This window comes from Yersinia ruckeri ATCC 29473, from assembly GCF_000754815.1.
GTDB lineage: Bacteria > Pseudomonadota > Gammaproteobacteria > Enterobacterales > Enterobacteriaceae > Yersinia > Yersinia ruckeri.
Window position 1 is genome coordinate 3,480,293 of the sequence record NZ_KN150747.1, and the last position, 19,156, is coordinate 3,499,448.

Below are 19,156 nucleotides of genomic sequence, written 5' to 3' on the forward strand. Positions count from 1 at the left end.
ATACTTTAAAAGGAGTCGATAATATGATTGCTACGCAACCTTTATCCCGGGTGAAAGCCATCAATTGGAACCGAGTGGAAGATGAGAAGGATTTGGAAGTTTGGAATCGTCTGACGTCCAATTTCTGGCTACCAGAAAAAGTCCCGCTATCCAATGATATTCCGTCTTGGGCCATGCTGACAGCGCAGGAGAAACAGTTAACTATCCGTGTATTTACCGGTCTGACGCTGTTAGATACCATCCAAAATACTGTGGGTGCACCGACGCTGTTACAGGATGCCATCACGCCCCACGAAGAGGCTGTTTTCTCCAATATCAGCTTTATGGAAGCCGTACACGCGCGCTCTTATAGCTCGATATTTTCCACATTATGCATGACGTCTGATGTCGATGATGCTTATCGTTGGAGTGAGGAAAATACGACATTACAGAAGAAAGCACAGATTATCCTAAACCACTATCATCATGACGATCCGTTGAAGAAAAAGATTGCTAGCGTATTCTTGGAGTCCTTCCTTTTTTACTCCGGTTTTTATCTGCCAATGTATTTCTCTAGCCGAGCAAAACTGACTAATACCGCCGATCTGATCCGATTAATTATCCGAGATGAGGCGGTACACGGTTACTATATCGGCTACAAATTCCAAAAAGGGCTGGAAAAAGTTGACGCAGTACGTCGTCAGGAAATAAAGAATTTCACTTTTGAACTGCTACAAGATTTATACGATAACGAAGTACGTTATACCGAAGAACTTTACGACGGCGTGGGCTGGAGTGAGGATGTGAAAAAATTCCTTCATTATAATGCCAACAAGGCATTGATGAATTTAGGCTACGAAGCGCTGTTTCCAGCCAATGAAGTGACCGTCAGTGCAGCAATTTTGTCTGCATTATCGCCAAACGCAGATGAGAATCACGATTTCTTCTCCGGTTCAGGTTCGTCCTATGTGATCGGAAAAGCCGTCAACACAGAGGATGATGATTGGGATTTTTGATTATCCAACGCTAAAACGATCGAGGGTCTTTCAGACTGGCAGAAAGACCCTGCTTTGCTCACTTCTCAACGCCAATATTCTTCGCTCGATCCATTTAGTGCTTTCTGACTAACACAACGGCAAGCCAAGCGCCCATCGCAATACTGAATTGACGGGTTAAATTCGATAAATTATGCCCGTAATCGAAGAATCGCCATCGGGCTGATCGCCAGAGCACAAGGGGGATTCCGGCAATTTACCCCTCGCTAATCGGCTATTGATTAATCGCACCAATATATATTAATTACTGGAACCAATATGATTACATATAACACCCTAATATCCGCCGATATTAGCATCAAGGAAACATCATTATATAGATGACATATCTGCAATGTTCACCCCGCTATTACACATTGTCACACAACCTATTTCCCAATGAATATGAGCAAAAACAACCACAGTATTAATGTAGATAAATCAAATATTGACGTTCATATATATAGGTATAATTAACAACAATGAATCAATTATCAGAATATTGAGGGTTGCCTCAGAGTGTCAGTGTGTTAGGGTATATGGCGCTCTATTTTTTCATCAGGATAAAATATAATTTAAAAATTGACAGAGGAACATACCCGCTGCATGGCAATTAAACTTGAAGTAAAGAATTTATATAAAATATTTGGCGAGCACCCGGAACGGGCCTTTAAACTGATCGACTCTGGCATGAATAAAGACCAGATTTTTAGTAAAACAGGACTGTCCGTTGGCGTTAAAGATGCCAGTCTGGCCATTGAAGAAGGCGAGATTTTCGTCATCATGGGGTTATCAGGTTCAGGTAAATCTACCTTGGTACGCCTTCTCAATCGTCTGATAGAACCCACTCGTGGTGAAGTCCTTATTGATGGCGAAGATATTGCAAAAATATCTGACGGCGCACTGCGTGCTGTACGCCGAAATAAAATCAGTATGGTATTCCAATCCTTCGCGTTAATGCCTCATTTGAATGTAATAGACAATACGGCATTTGGCATGGAATTAGCGGGCGTTCCATTGAAAGAACGTCACGAAAAAGCATTAGAAGCATTGCGTCAGGTCAGCCTGGATAATTATGCCTATTCTTATCCCGATGAACTTTCTGGTGGTATGCGTCAGAGGGTTGGATTAGCTCGAGCAATGGCGAATAATCCGGACATATTATTGATGGATGAGGCCTTCTCTGCACTGGATCCATTAATACGTACAGAGATGCAGGATGAGTTGGTTAAATTACAGGCCAAACATCAACGTACCATCATTTTTATATCCCATGATTTAGATGAAGCCATGCGTATTGGTGATCGTATTGCCATTATGCAAGGGGGGGAAGTCGTACAGGTTGGTACGCCGGATGAAATATTAAATAATCCAGCCAACGAATATGTACGAACCTTCTTCCGTGGTGTCGATATTAGCCATGTCTTCAGCGCCAAAGATATTGCTCGCCGCCGTCCGGTGGCATTAATCCGCAAGACCCCAGGTTTTGGTCCGCGTTCAGCGTTAAAACTACTTCAGGATGAAGACCGTGATTATGGTTATGTGCTGGAACGCGGTCAGAAGTTTATTGGCGTGGTATCGATAGATTCATTGAAACAGGCTCTTTCCGCAAACCAATCTCTGGATCATGCCTTGTTGGCAGAACCGGCACCGGTTCCGGCTGATATGCCGCTCAATGAGTTGATTTCACTGGTTGCACAAGCTCCCTGCGCCGTTCCGGTGGTAGGTGAAGACAGCAACTATATCGGTATTATTTCCAAGGCCATGTTATTGCAGGCTTTAGATAAGGAGACGCCAAATGAGTAACGCAAGCCAGATTAACGAACCGGTTATTAGTGATCCGTGGGCGACGGCGTCTACCACCGTGACTGATCAGGCACCGCAGGGACTTTCTGCCGCCGCCGATCCTTGGGGTGCCAGTATGGCTCAGGGCAGTGAAACTGCTCATGCGTCAGATGCGGCAACCCAAACCGCACAACAGGGCGCCGATTGGTTGAATAGTGCCCCAGCTGCCGCCCCCGAGCATTTCAGCCTGATGGATCCGTTCCATAATACTTGGGTACCACTGGATTCCTGGGTGACTCACGGTATTGATTGGGTTGTTCTGCATTTTCGCCCGGTGTTTCAAGGGATTCGCGTACCGGTTGATTTCATTCTGAGCGGCTTTCAGCACATGCTGCTGGGAATGCCTGCGCCGATTGCCATTCTAGTTTTCGCTTTGATCGCTTGGCAATTCTCCACGCTTGGCATGGGCGTAGCAACGCTGGTTTCTCTGGTTGCCATTGGCGCCATTGGTGCCTGGTCGCAGGCGATGGTCACTTTAGCGCTGGTTTTAACCTCGCTATTTTTCTGTATTTTGATCGGATTACCTCTCGGTATTTGGCTGGCGCGTAGCAATAACGCCGCCAAAATCATCCGACCGTTGTTGGATGCAATGCAAACCACACCGGCGTTCGTGTATTTAGTGCCGATCGTCATGTTGTTCGGTATCGGTAACGTACCCGGTGTCGTGGTCACTATTATCTTTGCCTTGCCGCCGATTGTGCGTCTAACCATTTTAGGCATCAAGCAGGTACCGGCAGATCTGATCGAAGCTGCCGAGTCCTTTGGTGCCAATCCGCGTCAATTACTGTTTAAAGTGCAGTTGCCGTTGGCCATGCCAACCATCATGGCCGGTGTAAACCAAACCCTGATGCTGGCGCTGTCGATGGTCGTTATCGCCTCAATGATCGCCGTAGGTGGTTTGGGTCAAATGGTTCTACGCGGTATTGGTCGTCTGGATATGGGTTTGGCCGCCGTTGGTGGCGTTGGGATCGTGATTCTGGCCATTATCCTCGACCGTCTGACTCAGTCTCTGGGTCGAGATCGCCGCAGCAAAGGCGTAGCTCACTGGTATACCACCGGGCCGCTGGGCTTGATCACCAAGGCTTTTATCAAGAAAGCCTGATAACCATCGCCCTGCGGGTTGATAGCCCGTTGCTCTCAAGCTGCGACGATGACCATCACCGCCGTCGCAGTGTTTAAAAAATCGATATGTACACCCAATAGATTTCACATTGCCGCCGCCTGTCCGATGAGTTTCGTATGGTAACAAGCGGAACTCAGACTGGGCTGGACAAACCCACCAACGCCGCTGCAACGTGCAAGATAACGGGTTAAATATGAGGAACAACATATGCGCACCACAAAACTCTGGGCCTTGGCCCTAACGACGCTGATCAGCGCTCAATTATCCGCCGCCGAATTACCTGGCAAAGGTGTGAGCGTGTTACCGATTCAAAGCACCATTTCCGAGGAAACCTTCCAGACCGAGTTGGTGAACAAAGCGTTAGAAAAACTGGGCTACGAGGTACAACCAACCAAAGAAGTCGATTATAACGTGGCCTATTCCACTATCGCTGCCGGAGACGCCACTTTTCTGGCGGTAAACTGGGAACCACTGCATGACGATCAATATAAAGCTGCGGGTGGCGACGCCAAATTCTACCGCCAGGGCAACTATATTGAAGGTTTGGCGCAGGGTTATTTGATCGACAAGAAAACGGCGGATCAATACCACATCACCAATATCGAACAGCTCAAAGATCCGAAAATTGCCAAGCTGTTTGACGCCAACAATGATGGCAAAGCCGATTTGACCGGCTGTAATCCAGGTTGGGGCTGTGAAGCGCCGATTAATCATCAGCTTGATGCCTATGGTTTGAGTCACACCGTAACCCATAATCAGGGTAACTATGCGGCCATGATTGCCGATACCATTACGCGCTATAAAGAAGGCCAGCCTATCTTGTATTACACTTGGACGCCTTACTGGGTCAGCGATATCCTGGTGCCTGGTCGCGATGTTATCTGGTTACAGGTGCCCTTCTCTTCCCTGCCGGACAAAAGCATCAATACCCAACTGGCTAACGGTGCTAACTATGGTTTTCCACCTAGCGTAATGCACATCATCGCCAACAAAAAATGGGCCGAAGCCAACCCTGCGGCTGCCAAACTGTTTTCTATAATGAAATTACCCATTTCTGATGTGAATGCGCAAAACATGCGAATGCATGCGGGTGAATCATCCGATGCGGACATCGAACGTCATGTCAATGGCTGGATCGCTGCGCATCAGGCGACCTTTGACGGCTGGGTAAAAACTGCCGCTGAAGCCGCCAACAATCACGCCCAGTAATTTTTTAATGTTGTGACGAAAACAAACCTCGATCCTGCGATCTCTGATGGGGAAAACAGCGAGAAGAGTCAAGCGTCCGCACCAGGGATGGCGCGGAATCAGCCTCACCAGGTTTTCCAACCATTCGATATGATCAATCTCAAAATTGACGTGACGTTTGATCCCTGCGGTCTGGAAAGCGCGATCAGTTTGACAACGTGCGCTAAAGCCGCTGTAGAAGTCCACCAGCGGTACGTCAGCCGGTTGTTGTCAGTTAACATGAGTCTTATGGCAAGAACATGTTCCTTCGCCACCAGTGCCACCAGAGGCTCATCTGTCAGCTGACAATGAGAAAACGGCAGCATATTTCTATCTCCCAGCCAGATCCCGACAAGCGCAACATCGGCTTTTTACTGACGCGTATCTTCCAGCAAGGGTTCGCTCATACCCACATATAGGCGAATATTCACCGCCGGATAGCAAAGATTAAACTCCCCCAGTTTTTCCGTCAGATCAAAACCCATTCAGGGTGAAGATAGTATCGCAGATGAAAATTATACCTTGGTTTATCAATATCATTTATCCAATACTATCGCTCTATATAATATTAAGCAGACTTTCCCATGAACCAAACTACTGAACGCGTCGGCCTAAGCCCCGCCCTGATCGTTGTGATGTCTATTGCTACCGGCCTGGCGGTTGCCAGTAACTATTACGCCCAGCCGCTATTGGACACCATTGCCCAATCCTTCAATCTATCGGTTAATCAAGCTGGATTTATTGTTACCGCCGCCCAATTGGGTTATGCCGTCGGGTTGATGTTTTTGGTGCCCTTGGGGGATATGTTTGAACGCCGGGGTTTGATTGTCGCTATGACGTTGTTGGCCGCTGGTGGGATGCTGATCACCGCGATGTCGCAAAATCTGACCATGATGATTATTGGTACCGCCCTCACCGGCTTATTTTCCGTAGTAGCGCAATTGCTGGTTCCACTGGCGGCAACATTGGCGGCACCGGAAAAACGCGGTCAGGTGGTTGGTACTATTATGAGTGGCCTGCTACTGGGCATTTTGTTGGCTCGTACCGTCGCTGGCGCATTGGCGGTTGGCGTACCATTTTCTGGGTTGCTAGCGTATTGATGGCAGTGATGGCTCTGGTGCTATGGCGCTCTTTACCGCATTACAAGCAAAAAGCCGGTTTGAACTATGGCCAATTACTCGGATCCATTGTTTCACTGTATATCCGTGTGCCGGTATTGCGTACCCGAGCCTTATTAGGCGCACTCTCTTTCGCCAACTTCAGTGTGTTATGGACATCAATGGCATTTTTGCTGGCATCACCGCCTTTCGGCTATTCCGAAGTGACTATCGGACTGTTCGGTCTGGTTGGGGCTGCTGGTGCCTTAATGGCTAACAAAGCGGGTCGTCTCGCCGATCAGGGTAAAGCACGCCTGACTACCAGCGCAGGCCTCGGGTTGCTACTGCTTTCCTGGGTTCCTATTGCCTGGGGGCAACATTCATTAATATCGCTTATCATTGGAATTGTGGTGCTGGATTTGGCGGTTCAGGCAGTGCATGTCACGAACCAAAGTGTGATTTACCGTATGATGCCCGAAGCCAGAAATCGCTTAACCGCAGGTTACATGACGACCTATTTTATCGGCGGTGCATTCGGTTCTCTGATTTCAGCTGCGGCATACCAGCATGCTGGTTGGTATGCCGTTGCCAGTGCCGGTTTTGGTTTATGCTTGCTAAATATTCTGGTGTGGTTGATGGGGAAGAAATTTGACTCAGTAACCGACAAATAAATTAGATAAGCTAAACAATTAGCTTGAGAATAATAAATTATTCTATAAATTCCGGTTACGGAGTACAAAGAGCTTAGGCACTCTGCTAATGTTGCTTATTGTTTAAATTCCCTTTTCACTCCGTAACCGAGTCACGATACCACCAACATGCAAAAGCCCATTAAATCACGACCCAATGATAAAAGCCGCGTTATCCTTGTTTGATGCCCTGAGCTGCAGATTACCCTTCAACCTGTTGATGATATTGGGATAACACCAACAAAATGTGAGCAACTTCACGATACCTCCATAACCATTGGCGCTAATCACAAATCTAACTCGGCAAAACAACACTAATTGCTAAAGTTTTACCGTATTATACCATTTACATTATTAGTAACTATCGTTACTGTATCGTCTGAAATTAATGAGGCTCTATATAATGGAAAGTTCATTTACTCCCATTGAACAAATGCTTAATTTTCGCGCTAAACGTCAAAAGGACTTCCCGTATCAGGAAATACTACTGACTCGTTTGTGCATGCATATGCATAGTAAATTGCTCGAAAATCGCAATAAAATGCTAAAAGCTCAAGGGATTAATGAAACCCTATTTATGGCATTAATCACATTGGATGCACAGGAAAGCCACAGCATCCAACCTTCTGAGTTGAGCGCAGCATTGGGTTCCTCCCGTACCAACGCAACCCGGATTGCTGACGAACTAGAAAAAAAAGGCTGGATTGAACGACGCGAAAGCCATAATGACCGCCGTTGCCTTTACCTACACTTAACCAAAGCAGGTGAAGAATTTCTGAATCAGCTTCTGCCACCCCAACATAAATGTCTGCATTTTCTTTGGTCTACACTGGATGCTGATGAGCAGCAACAACTTGAAAAACTGACTCGTAAGCTATTAACCCGGTTGGATCAAATGGACGTGCCCGAACTGTAATTCCAACATTTTTGTCCAGGTAACATAACTATGTCATCCCTACATAGCTGAAGAGTCACGCCCTTGTGGTACAGGAAACCGCTGATGCCATCACTATTCAGCAATAGCTGCGACAATAGGCGACCTCAGCAACTCGCTCAATGAAACAGGTCTATCGCATTGCCAATGCACGTTATCAGTCCGGGGTTATTGGCCGTGGCGATCTGCTGACTAGCCAGTCGCAATGCTTGCAGTAACAACAACAGGCAGAAGTTAGCGCCAGCAATCACTTATTGCAGGCGAAGATCGGACTGATCCGTTCACTGGACGGTGGCTATCAAGCTCCGACCGCGATGGTTCAAACAACAAAAATAATATAAAGCGTGGAGAACACCATGAGTGCAAGCGAGGAAATACAAACCCCGCAGCAACCGCGAAACAAAAAGAAACAGCGCAAAAACGTGCTGCTTTTGTTAACGGTTATTTTCATCATTATTGGGGTGGCTTACTTAATTTACTGGTTCCTGGTACTGCGTCATCATCAGGAAACCGATAACGCCTATGTTTCAGGTAATCAGGTACAGATCATGTCCCAGGTACCCGGCAGTGTCGTTAGCGTTAACTTTGAAAATACCGATTTGGTGAAAAGTGGCGATGTACTCATCACTCTCGATCCGACCGATGCCGAACAGGCTTTCGAACGGGCAAAAACCGCACTGGCAAATAGCGTGCGTCAAACCCACCAGCTGGTGATTAACGGTAAGCAGTATCAAGCCAATATCGAGCTGAGAAAAACTGAACTAAATAAAGCCCAAAACGACCTGAAACGCCGAGAAATATTGGGAGCAGTCGATGCGATTGGCCGTGAAGAAGTGCAACACGCCCGCGATGCTGTCGATGCAGCCAAAGCAACACTGGATGTGGCTATTCAACAATATAATGCCAATCAGGCATTGGTATTAACGACGCCGCTGGAGAAACAGCCCGCCATTGAACAAGCCGCCGCGCAAATGCGTGATGCCTGGCTGGCTCTACAACGAACAAAGATTCTCAGCCCGATGACTGGCTATGTTTCCCGCCGCAGTGTGCAAGTTGGCGCTGAGATCTCTAGCGGTACTCCGTTAATGGCTGTGGTTCCGGCAAACCAATTATGGGTCGATGCCAACTTTAAAGAAACTCAGTTGGCCAATATGCGCATCGGCCAACCGGCCACTATTGTAACTGACTTCTACGGCGACGATGTCGTTTATCAGGGCAAAGTCGTCGGTCTAGATATGGGGACCGGCAGCGCCTTCTCACTATTACCAGCCCAGAATGCCTCCGGTAACTGGATCAAAGTGGTACAGCGCCTGCCCGTGCGTATCGAACTGGATGCCAAACAACTGGCGGAGCACCCGCTGCGTATCGGTCTGTCTTCCGTAGTCCGCGTGGATACCGCAAATCTGGATGGATTGGTACTGGCCGAAAGCGTGCGTAAAAAACCGGCCTTCGAAAGTAATGCGCTTTCTCTGGATTTGGCACCGGTTAATCAGATGATTACCGATGTGATCCAAGCGAATGCCAGTTAAGCCCATCGGAGGCGAATGTGGTACAAAAACCCCTTGAGGGATCCAGACTAGCCTGGATGACAGTGGCGCTATCGCTGGCGACTTTCATGCAGGTGCTGGATTCCACTATTGCCAACGTGGCGATTCCGACTATCGCAGGCGACCTGGGGTCCTCGAATTCACAGGGCACCTGGGTTATTACCTCTTTTGGCGTAGCAAACGCCATTTCGATTCCGATCACCGGCTGGCTGGCGAAGCGGATCGGCGAGGTGCGCCTGTTCCTGTGGTCAACGGCTCTATTTGCGCTGGCTTCCTGGCTATGTGGGATCTCCAACAGTTTAGGCATGCTGATCTTCTTCCGCGTGATTCAAGGACTGGTTGCTGGCCCGCTGATTCCGCTGTCGCAAAGTCTGCTACTCAATAACTACCCTCCCGCCAAACGAGGAATGGCATTGGCTCTGTGGTCGATGACCATTGTTATCGCACCGATATTTGGCCCGATTCTGGGCGGTTATATCAGTGATAACTATCATTGGGGCTGGATCTTCTTTATCAACATTCCCATCGGCCTTGCCGTTATTCTGGTGGCCATGCAAACCCTGAAAGGGCGGGAAACCAAAACCGAGATCAAACCGATCGATACTATGGGATTGGTACTGTTAGTGGTGGGAATCGGTGCCTTACAGATCATGCTAGATCAGGGTAAGGAACTGGACTGGTTTAACTCCACGGAAATCATCATGCTGGCGGTGGTCGCGGTGGTGGCAATCTCATTCTTGATTGTTTGGGAGCTGACCGACGATCATCCGGTTATCGACCTGTCGCTGTTTAAATCGAGAAACTTTACCATTGGCTGCCTATGTATCAGCCTGGCCTATATGTTGTATTTCGGTGCTATCGTACTGCTGCCGCAATTACTGCAAGAGGTCTATGGCTATACCGCAACCTGGGCGGGATTGGCATCGGCACCGGTTGGAATTCTACCGGTGATTCTATCGCCAATTATCGGTCGTTTTTCTCATCGTATCGATATGCGCCAGCTAGTGACATTCAGCTTTATTATGTATGCAGTGTGTTTCTACTGGCGAGCCTATACCTTCGAACCGGGAATGGATTTTGGTGCCTCGGCGTGGCCGCAATTTGTTCAGGGCTTTGCCATTGCCTGCTTCTTTATGCCGCTGACAACGATAACCTTGTCTGGTTTAGCGCCGGAACGCATGGCGGCAGCCTCCAGTTTATCCAACTTTTTGCGCACCTTGGCAGGATCGATTGGCACATCGATAACGACGACCCTGTGGACGCAGCGCGAGTCTCTGCATCATTCGCAGTTAACGGAGTTTGTTAATCCATATAACCCGAATGCGGTACAGACCTATCAGGAATTGGAAAAATTAGGCATGAGCCACCAGCAGGCCTCGGCCTATCTGGCGCGGGAAATCACCAATCAGGGGCTGATTATTTCGGCTAACGAGATCTTCTGGCTATCGGCGGGCGTATTCCTGGTACTGCTGGCGTTAGTGTGGTTTGCTCGACCGCCGTTCACCTCAGGCGGTGGCGGTGGCGGCGGTGCGCACTAGCGGCGCCACCATCGGATAAAATAAAAGGGACGCTGACATATCATCAGCGTCCCTTTTATATCGAACAAAGGTTATTATTGCGCGCTATTCTGCCGCCACCATTCGGCCAGCAAAATACCGGTCGCAACGGAAACATTCAGGCTTTCTACCCGACCTGTTCCGCCAATAGACACGCTCAAATCACCTTGCTGCCACGCACTATCCGTCAGGCCATCACTCTCCTGCCCCAGCACCAGCACCATTTTGGCAGGTAATTCCGCTTTCGACAGGCTGGTACCTTTATGGCTGGAAGTAGTAACAATGGTGTAACCCGCGTTACGGAAGGTATCCAGTACCGACAGGAAATCATCGGCATTAATCGCTTTGATGTGTTCCGCACCACCTTCAGCAGTACGTACTGCCGCACCGGATTCCAACATTGCCGGATCCTGCAACAATACGCCGTTGATACCAAAGTGCGCACAAGTACGCATAATCGCACCCAGGTTATGCGGATTGCCCACTTCTTCCAGTGCCAACACGCAATCTTGTTTTGGTGCCTGTTGCAGATAAGTTTCCGCATCCAGACCCTGACGTTTTTTGATCAGGAAGCAGACACCGCCATGATGTTCAGTACCGGACGCTTTCGCCAGTTCTTCTTCATCAACCACGTGATAGGCTTTGCGGTTCGCCGCCATCCATTTCAATGCGTCGCGGAAACGAGGCGTAACGGATTGCACAAACCAGGCGCGAACAATCGCATCAGGACGGCTGTTAAACAGCGCCTTACAAGCATTCTCGCCATAAACTCGGGTTTCTTCCGCACGTTGACGACGCAACTGTGCCGGATCGATATGACTCTTACCGCCGATACCGCCGTGATCAAACTCAGGTTCCTCGGACGGTGCCCGGGAAACCGTTTTCCACGGTGAATCGTATGGGCCACTTTCTTCAGAACGTGCCGGACGGCGAGGACGATCGCTTTCATTGCGGCCTGAATCATTACGACGAGAGTCACCACGACGTGAGCTGTCCTGACGTGGATTACCCTGAGACGAACCGCCTTGACGTGCATTATCCCCCGGACGCCCTTTGCCTGCTGGTCGCGGGTTTTTACCACGGTTATTGCTATTACGGTCGTCACTGCTGTTTTCGTCACTACGGACGTACATCACTTTAACTTTGCCGTTTTTGCCACTAAATGAATCGTTCATTGTCTTCTCCACCAACGCGCAGGGCGCGAAGATTACCTGATGTCCGCCCGGTAAGCCATAAGCTAGCGTCAAAAGCCAGCAACTATCGTATTTATCGAATAAACCTTTTTGGCGATAACAGCATTTATCATCATAATGGATAACATAAACGAAACAACATCGTGGTTAGAGCCGCGTTTCGCCCACGCTAAAACCACTAATCTTGTTGTTTCCTACTCTCTACATCCAAGAATTGAGGCTTAATAATGAATACGGTATGCACAGCTTGTATGGCGACTAATCGCCTGCCGGAAGAACGTATTGATGATGGCGCTAAATGCGGACGCTGTGGTCACTCGCTGTTTGACGGCGAAGTGGTCAATGCGACTGCTGAAACGCTGGATAAACTGCTTCAGGATGACCTGCCGATTGTTATCGACTTTTGGGCACCTTGGTGTGGGCCGTGTCGCAGCTTTGCGCCAATTTTCGAAGATGTTGCCGGAGAACGCGCTGGCAAGATTCGCTTCGTGAAAGTGAATACAGAGGCCGAACCGGCTCTCAGTACGCGTTTCCGTATCCGCAGCATCCCCACCATTATGTTGTATAAAAATGGCAAAATGGTCGATATGCTCAGTGGCGCGCTACCTAAAGCGCAATTTGATAGCTGGCTGGATGAAAAACAGCCCCACAACACCTAATGACTTAATGCTAGTTTAACCCATTTCAGGCTAATCATCGCGGCTAACACCGCCGCTCTTACCGAGTATTTATCGGTAGGGGCGTTTATTCTGTCACTTCCAGCGCAGGTTGAATAGAATAGCCTTTTTCTTAGGAGTCAGTCGTGACTGATACACCGCCTGCAACTCGAGTTATGACTGACATCGTGATGACTGAAAATGCGGTTCTTCGCCTACGTAAACAACGCCTGGCAGCGTCCACCCGTCCTTATCGCGCTCGCGGTTGCCGTGCTATTCGCTGCCAAAACTGTTTGCTGACCGAACATTTGTGTCTGTGCGATACCATCAGCCCCCAGCAGGCCACTAGCCGTTTTTGTCTGGTAATGTTTGATACTGAACCGCTAAAACCCAGTAATACAGGCCGATTAATCGCCGATATCCTGCCAGATACTCAGGCATTCCTCTGGGCGAGAACCGCAATGGAACCAGCGTTATTGGCCGCAATTGCCGATCCTCATCGTCAGCCATACGTGGTATTTCCCGCCGCCTACGCCGAACCAGAGCGGCAGGTATTCAGCCAATTACCGGTCAGCAGTAAACCACCACTGTTTATTTTACTCGATGGCACCTGGACCGAAGCAAAGAAAATGTTTCGCAAAAGCCCTTATCTGGCCGGTTTACCGATGCTTTCACTGGATGTGACCACCGCCTCCAACTACCTGCTGCGAGAAGCCCAACGCCCAGAACAGCATTGTACCGTTGAAGTGGCTATTGCGTTACTGGAGCAAGCCGGCGATTTACGGGCAGCAGAAGGTCTTGGTACGCATTTCAGTTATTTCAGGCAGCAATACTTAGCTGGCAAACCTCATCATCCAGTGCCACGGGTCACAGCAATTCCATCAGAAAACGGCTAAAGTCTGTCAGGCTACTCTTAGCAGGGTTAATCAACAGGAGCCGTCATGAGCCAACGAGGATTAGAAGCACTGTTACGCCCCAAATCGATTGCGGTTATCGGTGCCTCTGAAAAAACTGACCGGGCGGGCTTTCTGATGATGCGTAACCTGCTGGACGGCGGATTCAGCGGGCCAATTCTGCCAGTGACTCCAAGCCATAAAGCGGTCTGTGGCGTATTAGCCTACCCCAATATTGCCTCACTCCCCCTGACTCCTGATTTAGCTATTCTCTGTACTAACGCCAGCCGCAATCTACATCTATTGAATGATCTGGGCACTCGGGGATGCAAAACCGTCATTATTCTCTCCGCCCCACCGGAACAATTTGCTGAGCTAAAAGCCTGCGCTCAAGGCTATAACATGCGTTTACTTGGGCCAAACAGTTTAGGATTACTGGCACCTTGGCAAGGCCTGAATGCCAGTTTTTCTCCAGTTCCGATCCTGAAAGGCAAACTGGCGTTTATTTCGCAGTCTGCCGCCGTCGCAAATACGGTACTGGACTGGGCGCAACAGCGGGAAGTCGGATTTTCCTACTTTATTGCTTTAGGCGACAGCCTGGATATTGATGTGGATGACCTACTGGATTTTCTGTCACGCGACAGCAAAACCAGCGCTATCATGCTGTATATCGAACATATCAGCGATGCCCGCCGCTTTTTATCCGCCTCTCGCAGCGCATCGCGTAATAAACCCATTCTGGTGGTAAAAAGTGGCCGTTCACAACGGGCGCAGCAGCTTTTAGGTGGCCAGCAAGGGCTAGATGCCGCTTATGATGCCGCAATTCAGCGAGCCGGTCTGTTACGCGTACAAGATACGCACGAATTGTTCTCGGCAGTGGAAACCCTCAGCCATATGCGTCCCCTACGCGGTGAACGCATATTGATCGTCAGTAACGGCTCTGCGCCAGCGGCAATGGCGCTGGATGAATTGATCAGCCGCAACGGCAAGCTGGCAACCTTATCGACAGAGACACGTAACGCACTGAGTCAGGTTTTGCCGCCATTTGTCGCTATCCGTAATCCGATCGACCTGCGAGACGATGCAACCGCTGAGCGCTATCTGGCGGCGGTTATTCCCCTACTGGATAGCACCGATTATGATGCACTGTTATTTATTCACTCCCCCAGCGCCGCCGCGCCTGGTAATAAAACCGCAGAACTGCTGATTTCCACCATTCGACAACATCCCCGTGGTAAGCGAATCACCCTGTTAACCAACTGGTGCGGCGAATATTCCTCGCAAGATGCCCGCCGTATGTTTACCGAAGCAGGAATTCCAACCTATCGTACCCCCGAAGGGGCGATCACTGCCTTTATGCATATGGTGGAATATCGCCGTAACCAGAAACAGCTAAAAGAAACGCCAGCGCTACCAGTAGGATTAACTGCCAATACCGCGCATGTGCATCAACTGATTCATCAAGCTCTGGCTGAAGGTACCACTCAGTTGGATACCCACGAAGTTCAGCCCATTCTGCAAGCCTATGGCCTGAGCACGCTGCCAACCTGGATTGCCAGTGATAGCGCCGAAGCGGTACATATCGCTGAAAAAATTGGTTATCCGGTGGCGCTGAAACTACGCTCTCCGGATATTTCCCATAAATCTGAAGTTCAGGGCGTCATGCTGTATTTGCGCACTGCACTCGAAGTTCAACGAGCTGCCGACGATATTCTGGATCGGGTTAAACGTACCTATCCACAGGCTCGCATTCATGGTCTGCTGGTACAAAGCATGGCTCACCGCGCCGGCGCCCAAGAACTGCGGATTGCAGTGGAACAAGATGCCATCTTCGGCCCATTGATTATGCTGGGAGAAGGCGGTGTAGAATGGCACTATGAAACTCAGGCAGCAGTAGCACTACCACCGCTGAATATGGCCTTGGCGCGCTATCTGATATTACAGGCGGTTAAAGGTGGTAAAATTCGTCGCAGCGGGGCAATTCAACCACTTGATATTCAAGGGTTAAGTAATTTACTGGTACAGGTTTCCAACCTAATTTTAGATTGTCCTGAAATTATTCGTCTAGACATACATCCGGTATTGGCCTCTGGCAGTGAATTCACCCTGTTGGATATTTCCATGCAATTGGCTCCGGTGAGCGGAGATCCGCAGGCACGCTTGGCTATTCGCCCTTACCCACAGGAGTTGGAAGAACATATCCGACTAAAAGACGGCTCTGACTGCTTGTTCCGCCCGATTTTGCCGGAAGATGAACCACTGCTAAAAGATTTTATCGACAAGGTAACAAAAGAAGATCTTTATTATCGCTATTTCAGTGAGATCAACGAGTTTAGCCACGATGACTTGGCGAATATGACGCAGATCGACTACGATCGAGAAATGGCCTTTGTTGCTGTACGCCAGCAGCATGACGAGACAGAAATTATTGGTGTCACCCGAGCATTGAGCGATCCCGATAATATTGATGCCGAATTTGCGGTACTGGTTCGATCAGACCTGAAAGGATTGGGCCTGGGTAGCAAATTATTGGAGAAAATGATCCACTACACTCGTGGTCACGGTCTCACCCGTTTAACCGCCATCACTATGCCGAATAACCGTGGCATGATTGGTCTGGCGCAAAAATTGGGGTTCAGCATAGATGTGCAAATAGAGGATGGGATCGTTAATCTCGAACTGACGCTGTAAGAAGATGACTAACTGATATGCCTAGTCGATTTCACGTTACAGTAAAAGCGGTCAATGCCGCTGTAACATGAAAGATGAAGGCTATCCCATTGTGACCAAGGCCACAGAGCCAGGCGATTCGCCACCCCGTAGGCAAAACTTACGCACAATACGGTTAACTAGTGGTATTATCGCCGGATTCTATGGAATATTTTTCTAAGCTATGGCGGTTTTGCCATCAAATAACGAGAGAAGAAGCGCACTGTGATGTTGTCAAAATACAAACGCAGCAAACATCAACAACACCTTGCACAACTGCCCAAACTCCCCCAGTCAGTTGATGATGTACAAACGCTTTACTGCCCAAAGGTTTTCCGCGCTACCTTGCTGGAATTAATTGCTCAGGCAACCCAGCGCATCTATCTGGTCGCTCTTTACCTCGAACAAGATGATGCTGGCCGCGACGTGATGGCAGCACTTTATCAGGCTAAGCAACAGCGTCCTGAGCTGGAAATTTGCGTATTGGTTGATTGGCACCGTGCCCAGCGTGGCCGGATTGGTGCTGAGGCAGTGAACACCAATGCCGATTGGTATTGTGATATGGCAGAGCAGCATTCTGGTGTTGCGGTTCCCATCTATGGCGTGCCGGTTAATACCCGGGAAGCCCTTGGTGTCCTGCACCTGAAAGGTTTTATTATTGATGACAGGGTTATTTACAGCGGTGCCAGTATTAACGATGTTTACCTCCATCAGCATGATAAATATCGTTATGATCGCTATCAGTTAATCAAGAATCCGTTGATGGCTTCGACGATGGTCGATTTTATCAGGCAACAGATCCTCAGCGCCGGTGCAGTTCAACGCCTGGATCGCAGAGATCGACCGACAAATCCCGAAATTAAAAATGAAACCCGCCAGTTCCGTTTGTCATTGCGGGATGCGAGTTACCATCTCAACGAACAAGCTAGTCACGAAGAGTTTGCCGTTACACCGCTGGTTGGTTTAGGCAAAAAGAGCCTACTAAACAAAACAATCCATCATCTGATGTCTTCAGCTGATGAAAAGCTGACGATTTGTACTCCTTACTTCAACCTACCAGCACTGCTGGTGCGTAATATCATCTATTTACTACGAGAAGGTAAACAGGTTGAAATTATTGTTGGAGACAAAACGGCTAACGATTTTTATATTCCAGAAGATCAGCCATTTAAGATTATCGGTGCCTTACCCTATTTGTACGAAATCAACCTACGTCGTTTTATTAGCCGCTTACAGCGCTATGTCGATAGCGGTCAGTTAATTGTACGCTTATGGAAAGATGATGATAATACTTACCATCTGAAAGGGATGTGGGTGGATGATACTTGGCAACTGATAACCGGCAATAACCTTAATCCACGTGCTTGGCGTTTAGATCTAGAGAATGCGATTCTAATCCACGATCCTAAACATGAAATGAGCGAACAACGTGCAAAAGAGCTGGAATGTATTCGGACACATACCAAAGTCGTATCTCATTACCTTGAGTTAGAAAATATTCAGCAATATCCGGTAAAAGTCCGCAAGCTAATTCGACGCTTACGACGAATTCGTATCGATCGACTGATTAGTCGCATTCTATAGCCAACTAAAGCCAGATATTTTGAACTATCCAAAAAAATTGGGCAGTTTAAATCAAGCGGTACAAGGCCTGAGTTCTGTATTCCACGGAACTCAGGCTTTTTAGTTTTAACTTAACTCAGTGGCGATGGTAATAATATATATACTTTTTCCAGCACTATTCGCAATATGCTCCACACAGCTAACTATTTCTAAATAAAAAATTCCAATTTCACATGACTAAAGACGCGTTTCATCACCGTGTCCGGCACCTTTTCTAGATTATTTGAGTCTCACGTAACCACCGCTGATAAATTTTCATTTAATGTTTCCAGCCTTGGTTTTTATATATAATTATCCTCAGGTACCACTTTATCACTTCAGTACACCGCTTAAATAGCCCCTATCTGTAACCTCTTTTTATTTAAAATTCCGGTTGGCACTTTAGCATTTCTGATTTAATCCGATAAAATATTAGACATACTGCCTTCAGTAGCGTGAATAGGTACATTGTTAAATCTGTATTCAGGAGATCGGCAATGAATTGGCTACCCAGTCTTCAGCGATGGTTTATCTTTCCACTGATTCTACTATCCTCAGCTTGTACACATACAGCCAACGACAGCTGGACAGGTAAGGATAAAGCTCAACATTTCTTCGCTTCAGCCGTATTTGCTGCTGCTGGCACCGCGTATGGCGATCATCAGAATTGGCCCGATACGCGTAGCCGCAGTTTTGGGTTATTATTTTCCATTGGTATTGGTGCTGGGAAGGAATTTTACGATAGCCGTGAGAGTGGCAGCGGTTGGAGCTGGAAGGACTTTGCTTGGGATGTTGCAGGTGCAATTACGGGTTATGGAATTTATCAGGCAGCGAATTGACAACATATTGACACGGAAAAATGTAAAAAATGAGTCATTGATTCCGATAAAACCGGCCAGCAATGCGCCCTGAGTGAGGCAAAAGGGCGGTCTTTCGCTCCGTGCATCTTGCCTTGCCCCTGAAAACGCCAAAAGCCCCCGGCGCAAGCAGGGGGCTTCTTCATCTCTGTCCGGTATGTCTGTGCGCCCGGTGTATTTGACACCCTCACCGCATCTCGCTTTCCGCACATAGC

13 protein-coding genes and 3 pseudogenes are annotated in these 19,156 nt (G+C 48.4%); 14 read left to right on the plus strand and 2 right to left on the minus strand.

The window, feature by feature from the left end; all coding sequences use genetic code 11:
- Positions 1 to 23 precede the first annotated feature (23 nt).
- The 4 genes from nrdF (at position 24) to proX (ending at position 5,190) form a co-directional block, all read left to right on the plus strand.
- Positions 24 to 995: a class 1b ribonucleoside-diphosphate reductase subunit beta gene (nrdF, locus tag DJ39_RS15680; protein ID WP_004721515.1), complete on the plus strand. Its 972-nt coding sequence runs from the start codon at positions 24 to 26 to the stop codon at positions 993 to 995.
- A gap of 624 nt (positions 996 to 1,619) precedes the next feature.
- Positions 1,620 to 2,819 carry a glycine betaine/L-proline ABC transporter ATP-binding protein ProV gene (gene proV, locus DJ39_RS15685; protein ID WP_004721516.1) on the plus strand — a complete coding sequence of 400 codons (1,200 nt, stop codon included), beginning with the start codon at positions 1,620 to 1,622 and terminating at the stop codon, positions 2,817 to 2,819.
- Entirely contained in the window at positions 2,812 to 3,960 is a 1,149-nt protein-coding gene (proW, locus tag DJ39_RS15690; protein WP_038243596.1) for a glycine betaine/L-proline ABC transporter permease ProW, read from the plus strand. The genes proV and proW overlap by 8 nt, the downstream gene beginning before the upstream one ends.
- A 228-nt stretch (positions 3,961 to 4,188) precedes the next feature.
- The gene (proX, locus tag DJ39_RS15695; RefSeq protein WP_004721521.1) at positions 4,189 to 5,190 is read left to right on the plus strand and encodes a glycine betaine/L-proline ABC transporter substrate-binding protein ProX; all 1,002 of its coding nucleotides are present in this window, start codon (positions 4,189 to 4,191) and stop codon (positions 5,188 to 5,190) included.
- Between the two features lie 39 nt (positions 5,191 to 5,229).
- On the opposite strand, the pseudogene DJ39_RS17775 reads toward proX, so the two are convergent.
- Positions 5,230 to 5,684 (minus strand): annotated as a pseudogene (locus DJ39_RS17775) (LysR substrate-binding domain-containing protein); the annotation flags it as partial.
- Positions 5,685 to 5,792: 108 nt separating this feature from the next.
- Here DJ39_RS17775 and DJ39_RS15705 point away from each other — a divergent pair.
- The 5 genes and pseudogenes from DJ39_RS15705 (at position 5,793) to emrB (ending at position 11,013) form a co-directional block, all read left to right on the plus strand.
- Positions 5,793 to 6,976: pseudogene (locus DJ39_RS15705) on the plus strand (MFS transporter).
- Between the two features lie 421 nt (positions 6,977 to 7,397).
- Positions 7,398 to 7,910 (plus strand): transcriptional repressor MprA, encoded by a 513-nt coding sequence (gene mprA, locus DJ39_RS15710; protein WP_004721527.1) that lies wholly within the window; start codon positions 7,398 to 7,400, stop codon positions 7,908 to 7,910.
- Between the two features lie 68 nt (positions 7,911 to 7,978).
- A pseudogene (locus tag DJ39_RS18055) lies at positions 7,979 to 8,269 on the plus strand (efflux transporter outer membrane subunit); the annotation flags it as partial.
- Positions 8,270 to 8,284: 15 nt separating this feature from the next.
- Entirely contained in the window at positions 8,285 to 9,457 is a 1,173-nt protein-coding gene (gene emrA / locus DJ39_RS15715; RefSeq protein ID WP_038243601.1) for a multidrug efflux MFS transporter periplasmic adaptor subunit EmrA, read from the plus strand.
- A gap of 17 nt (positions 9,458 to 9,474) precedes the next feature.
- A complete protein-coding gene (emrB, locus tag DJ39_RS15720) occupies positions 9,475 to 11,013 on the plus strand; it encodes a multidrug efflux MFS transporter permease subunit EmrB (protein WP_038251559.1) in 1,539 nt (512 codons plus the stop codon).
- A gap of 74 nt (positions 11,014 to 11,087) precedes the next feature.
- On the opposite strand, the gene DJ39_RS15725 is transcribed toward emrB, so the two are convergent.
- Positions 11,088 to 12,206, minus strand: coding sequence for a tRNA/rRNA methyltransferase (locus tag DJ39_RS15725; protein WP_004721534.1), 1,119 nt, complete (start codon positions 12,204 to 12,206; stop codon positions 11,088 to 11,090).
- Positions 12,207 to 12,451: 245 nt separating this feature from the next.
- On the opposite strand from DJ39_RS15725, the gene trxC reads away from it, so the two are divergent.
- The 5 genes from trxC to DJ39_RS15750 all read left to right on the plus strand — a co-directional run bounded on the left by trxC (position 12,452) and on the right by DJ39_RS15750 (position 18,923).
- A complete protein-coding gene (gene trxC / locus DJ39_RS15730; RefSeq protein ID WP_039957666.1) occupies positions 12,452 to 12,883 on the plus strand; it encodes a thioredoxin TrxC in 432 nt (143 codons plus the stop codon).
- Between the two features lie 173 nt (positions 12,884 to 13,056).
- Positions 13,057 to 13,776, plus strand: coding sequence for a tRNA-uridine aminocarboxypropyltransferase (locus tag DJ39_RS15735; protein ID WP_004721540.1), 720 nt, complete (start codon positions 13,057 to 13,059; stop codon positions 13,774 to 13,776).
- 45 nt (positions 13,777 to 13,821) lie between these two features.
- Positions 13,822 to 16,464 carry a bifunctional acetate--CoA ligase family protein/GNAT family N-acetyltransferase gene (locus tag DJ39_RS15740; protein ID WP_004721543.1) on the plus strand — a complete coding sequence of 881 codons (2,643 nt, stop codon included), beginning with the start codon at positions 13,822 to 13,824 and terminating at the stop codon, positions 16,462 to 16,464.
- A 246-nt stretch (positions 16,465 to 16,710) separates the two neighbouring features.
- Positions 16,711 to 18,066: a CDP-diacylglycerol--serine O-phosphatidyltransferase gene (gene pssA, locus DJ39_RS15745; RefSeq protein WP_038243610.1), complete on the plus strand. Its 1,356-nt coding sequence runs from the start codon at positions 16,711 to 16,713 to the stop codon at positions 18,064 to 18,066.
- A gap of 515 nt (positions 18,067 to 18,581) precedes the next feature.
- Complete coding sequence (locus tag DJ39_RS15750) at positions 18,582 to 18,923, plus strand: YfiM family lipoprotein (RefSeq protein ID WP_038243613.1); 342 nt, start codon at positions 18,582 to 18,584, stop codon at positions 18,921 to 18,923.
- The last annotated feature ends 233 nt before the right edge of the window (positions 18,924 to 19,156 follow it).

Bases quoted from the DNA above. Each gene is read 5' to 3' on its own strand.
- proV (WP_004721516.1), top strand. From the start codon at position 1,620: ATGGCAATTAAACTTGAAGTAAAGAATTTATATAAAATATTTGGCGAG.
- DJ39_RS15740 (WP_004721543.1), top strand. From the start codon at position 13,822: ATGAGCCAACGAGGATTAGAAGCACTGTTACGCCCCAAATCGATTGCG.
- proW (WP_038243596.1), top strand. From the start codon at position 2,812: ATGAGTAACGCAAGCCAGATTAACGAACCGGTTATTAGTGATCCGTGG.
- emrA (WP_038243601.1), top strand. From the start codon at position 8,285: ATGAGTGCAAGCGAGGAAATACAAACCCCGCAGCAACCGCGAAACAAA.
- proX (WP_004721521.1), top strand. From the start codon at position 4,189: ATGCGCACCACAAAACTCTGGGCCTTGGCCCTAACGACGCTGATCAGC.
- trxC (WP_039957666.1), top strand. From the start codon at position 12,452: ATGAATACGGTATGCACAGCTTGTATGGCGACTAATCGCCTGCCGGAA.
- pssA (WP_038243610.1), top strand. From the start codon at position 16,711: ATGTTGTCAAAATACAAACGCAGCAAACATCAACAACACCTTGCACAA.
- mprA (WP_004721527.1), top strand. From the start codon at position 7,398: ATGGAAAGTTCATTTACTCCCATTGAACAAATGCTTAATTTTCGCGCT.
- nrdF (WP_004721515.1), top strand. From the start codon at position 24: ATGATTGCTACGCAACCTTTATCCCGGGTGAAAGCCATCAATTGGAAC.
- DJ39_RS15750 (WP_038243613.1), top strand. From the start codon at position 18,582: ATGAATTGGCTACCCAGTCTTCAGCGATGGTTTATCTTTCCACTGATT.
- DJ39_RS15735 (WP_004721540.1), top strand. From the start codon at position 13,057: ATGACTGACATCGTGATGACTGAAAATGCGGTTCTTCGCCTACGTAAA.
- DJ39_RS15725 (WP_004721534.1), bottom strand. From the start codon at position 12,206: ATGAACGATTCATTTAGTGGCAAAAACGGCAAAGTTAAAGTGATGTAC.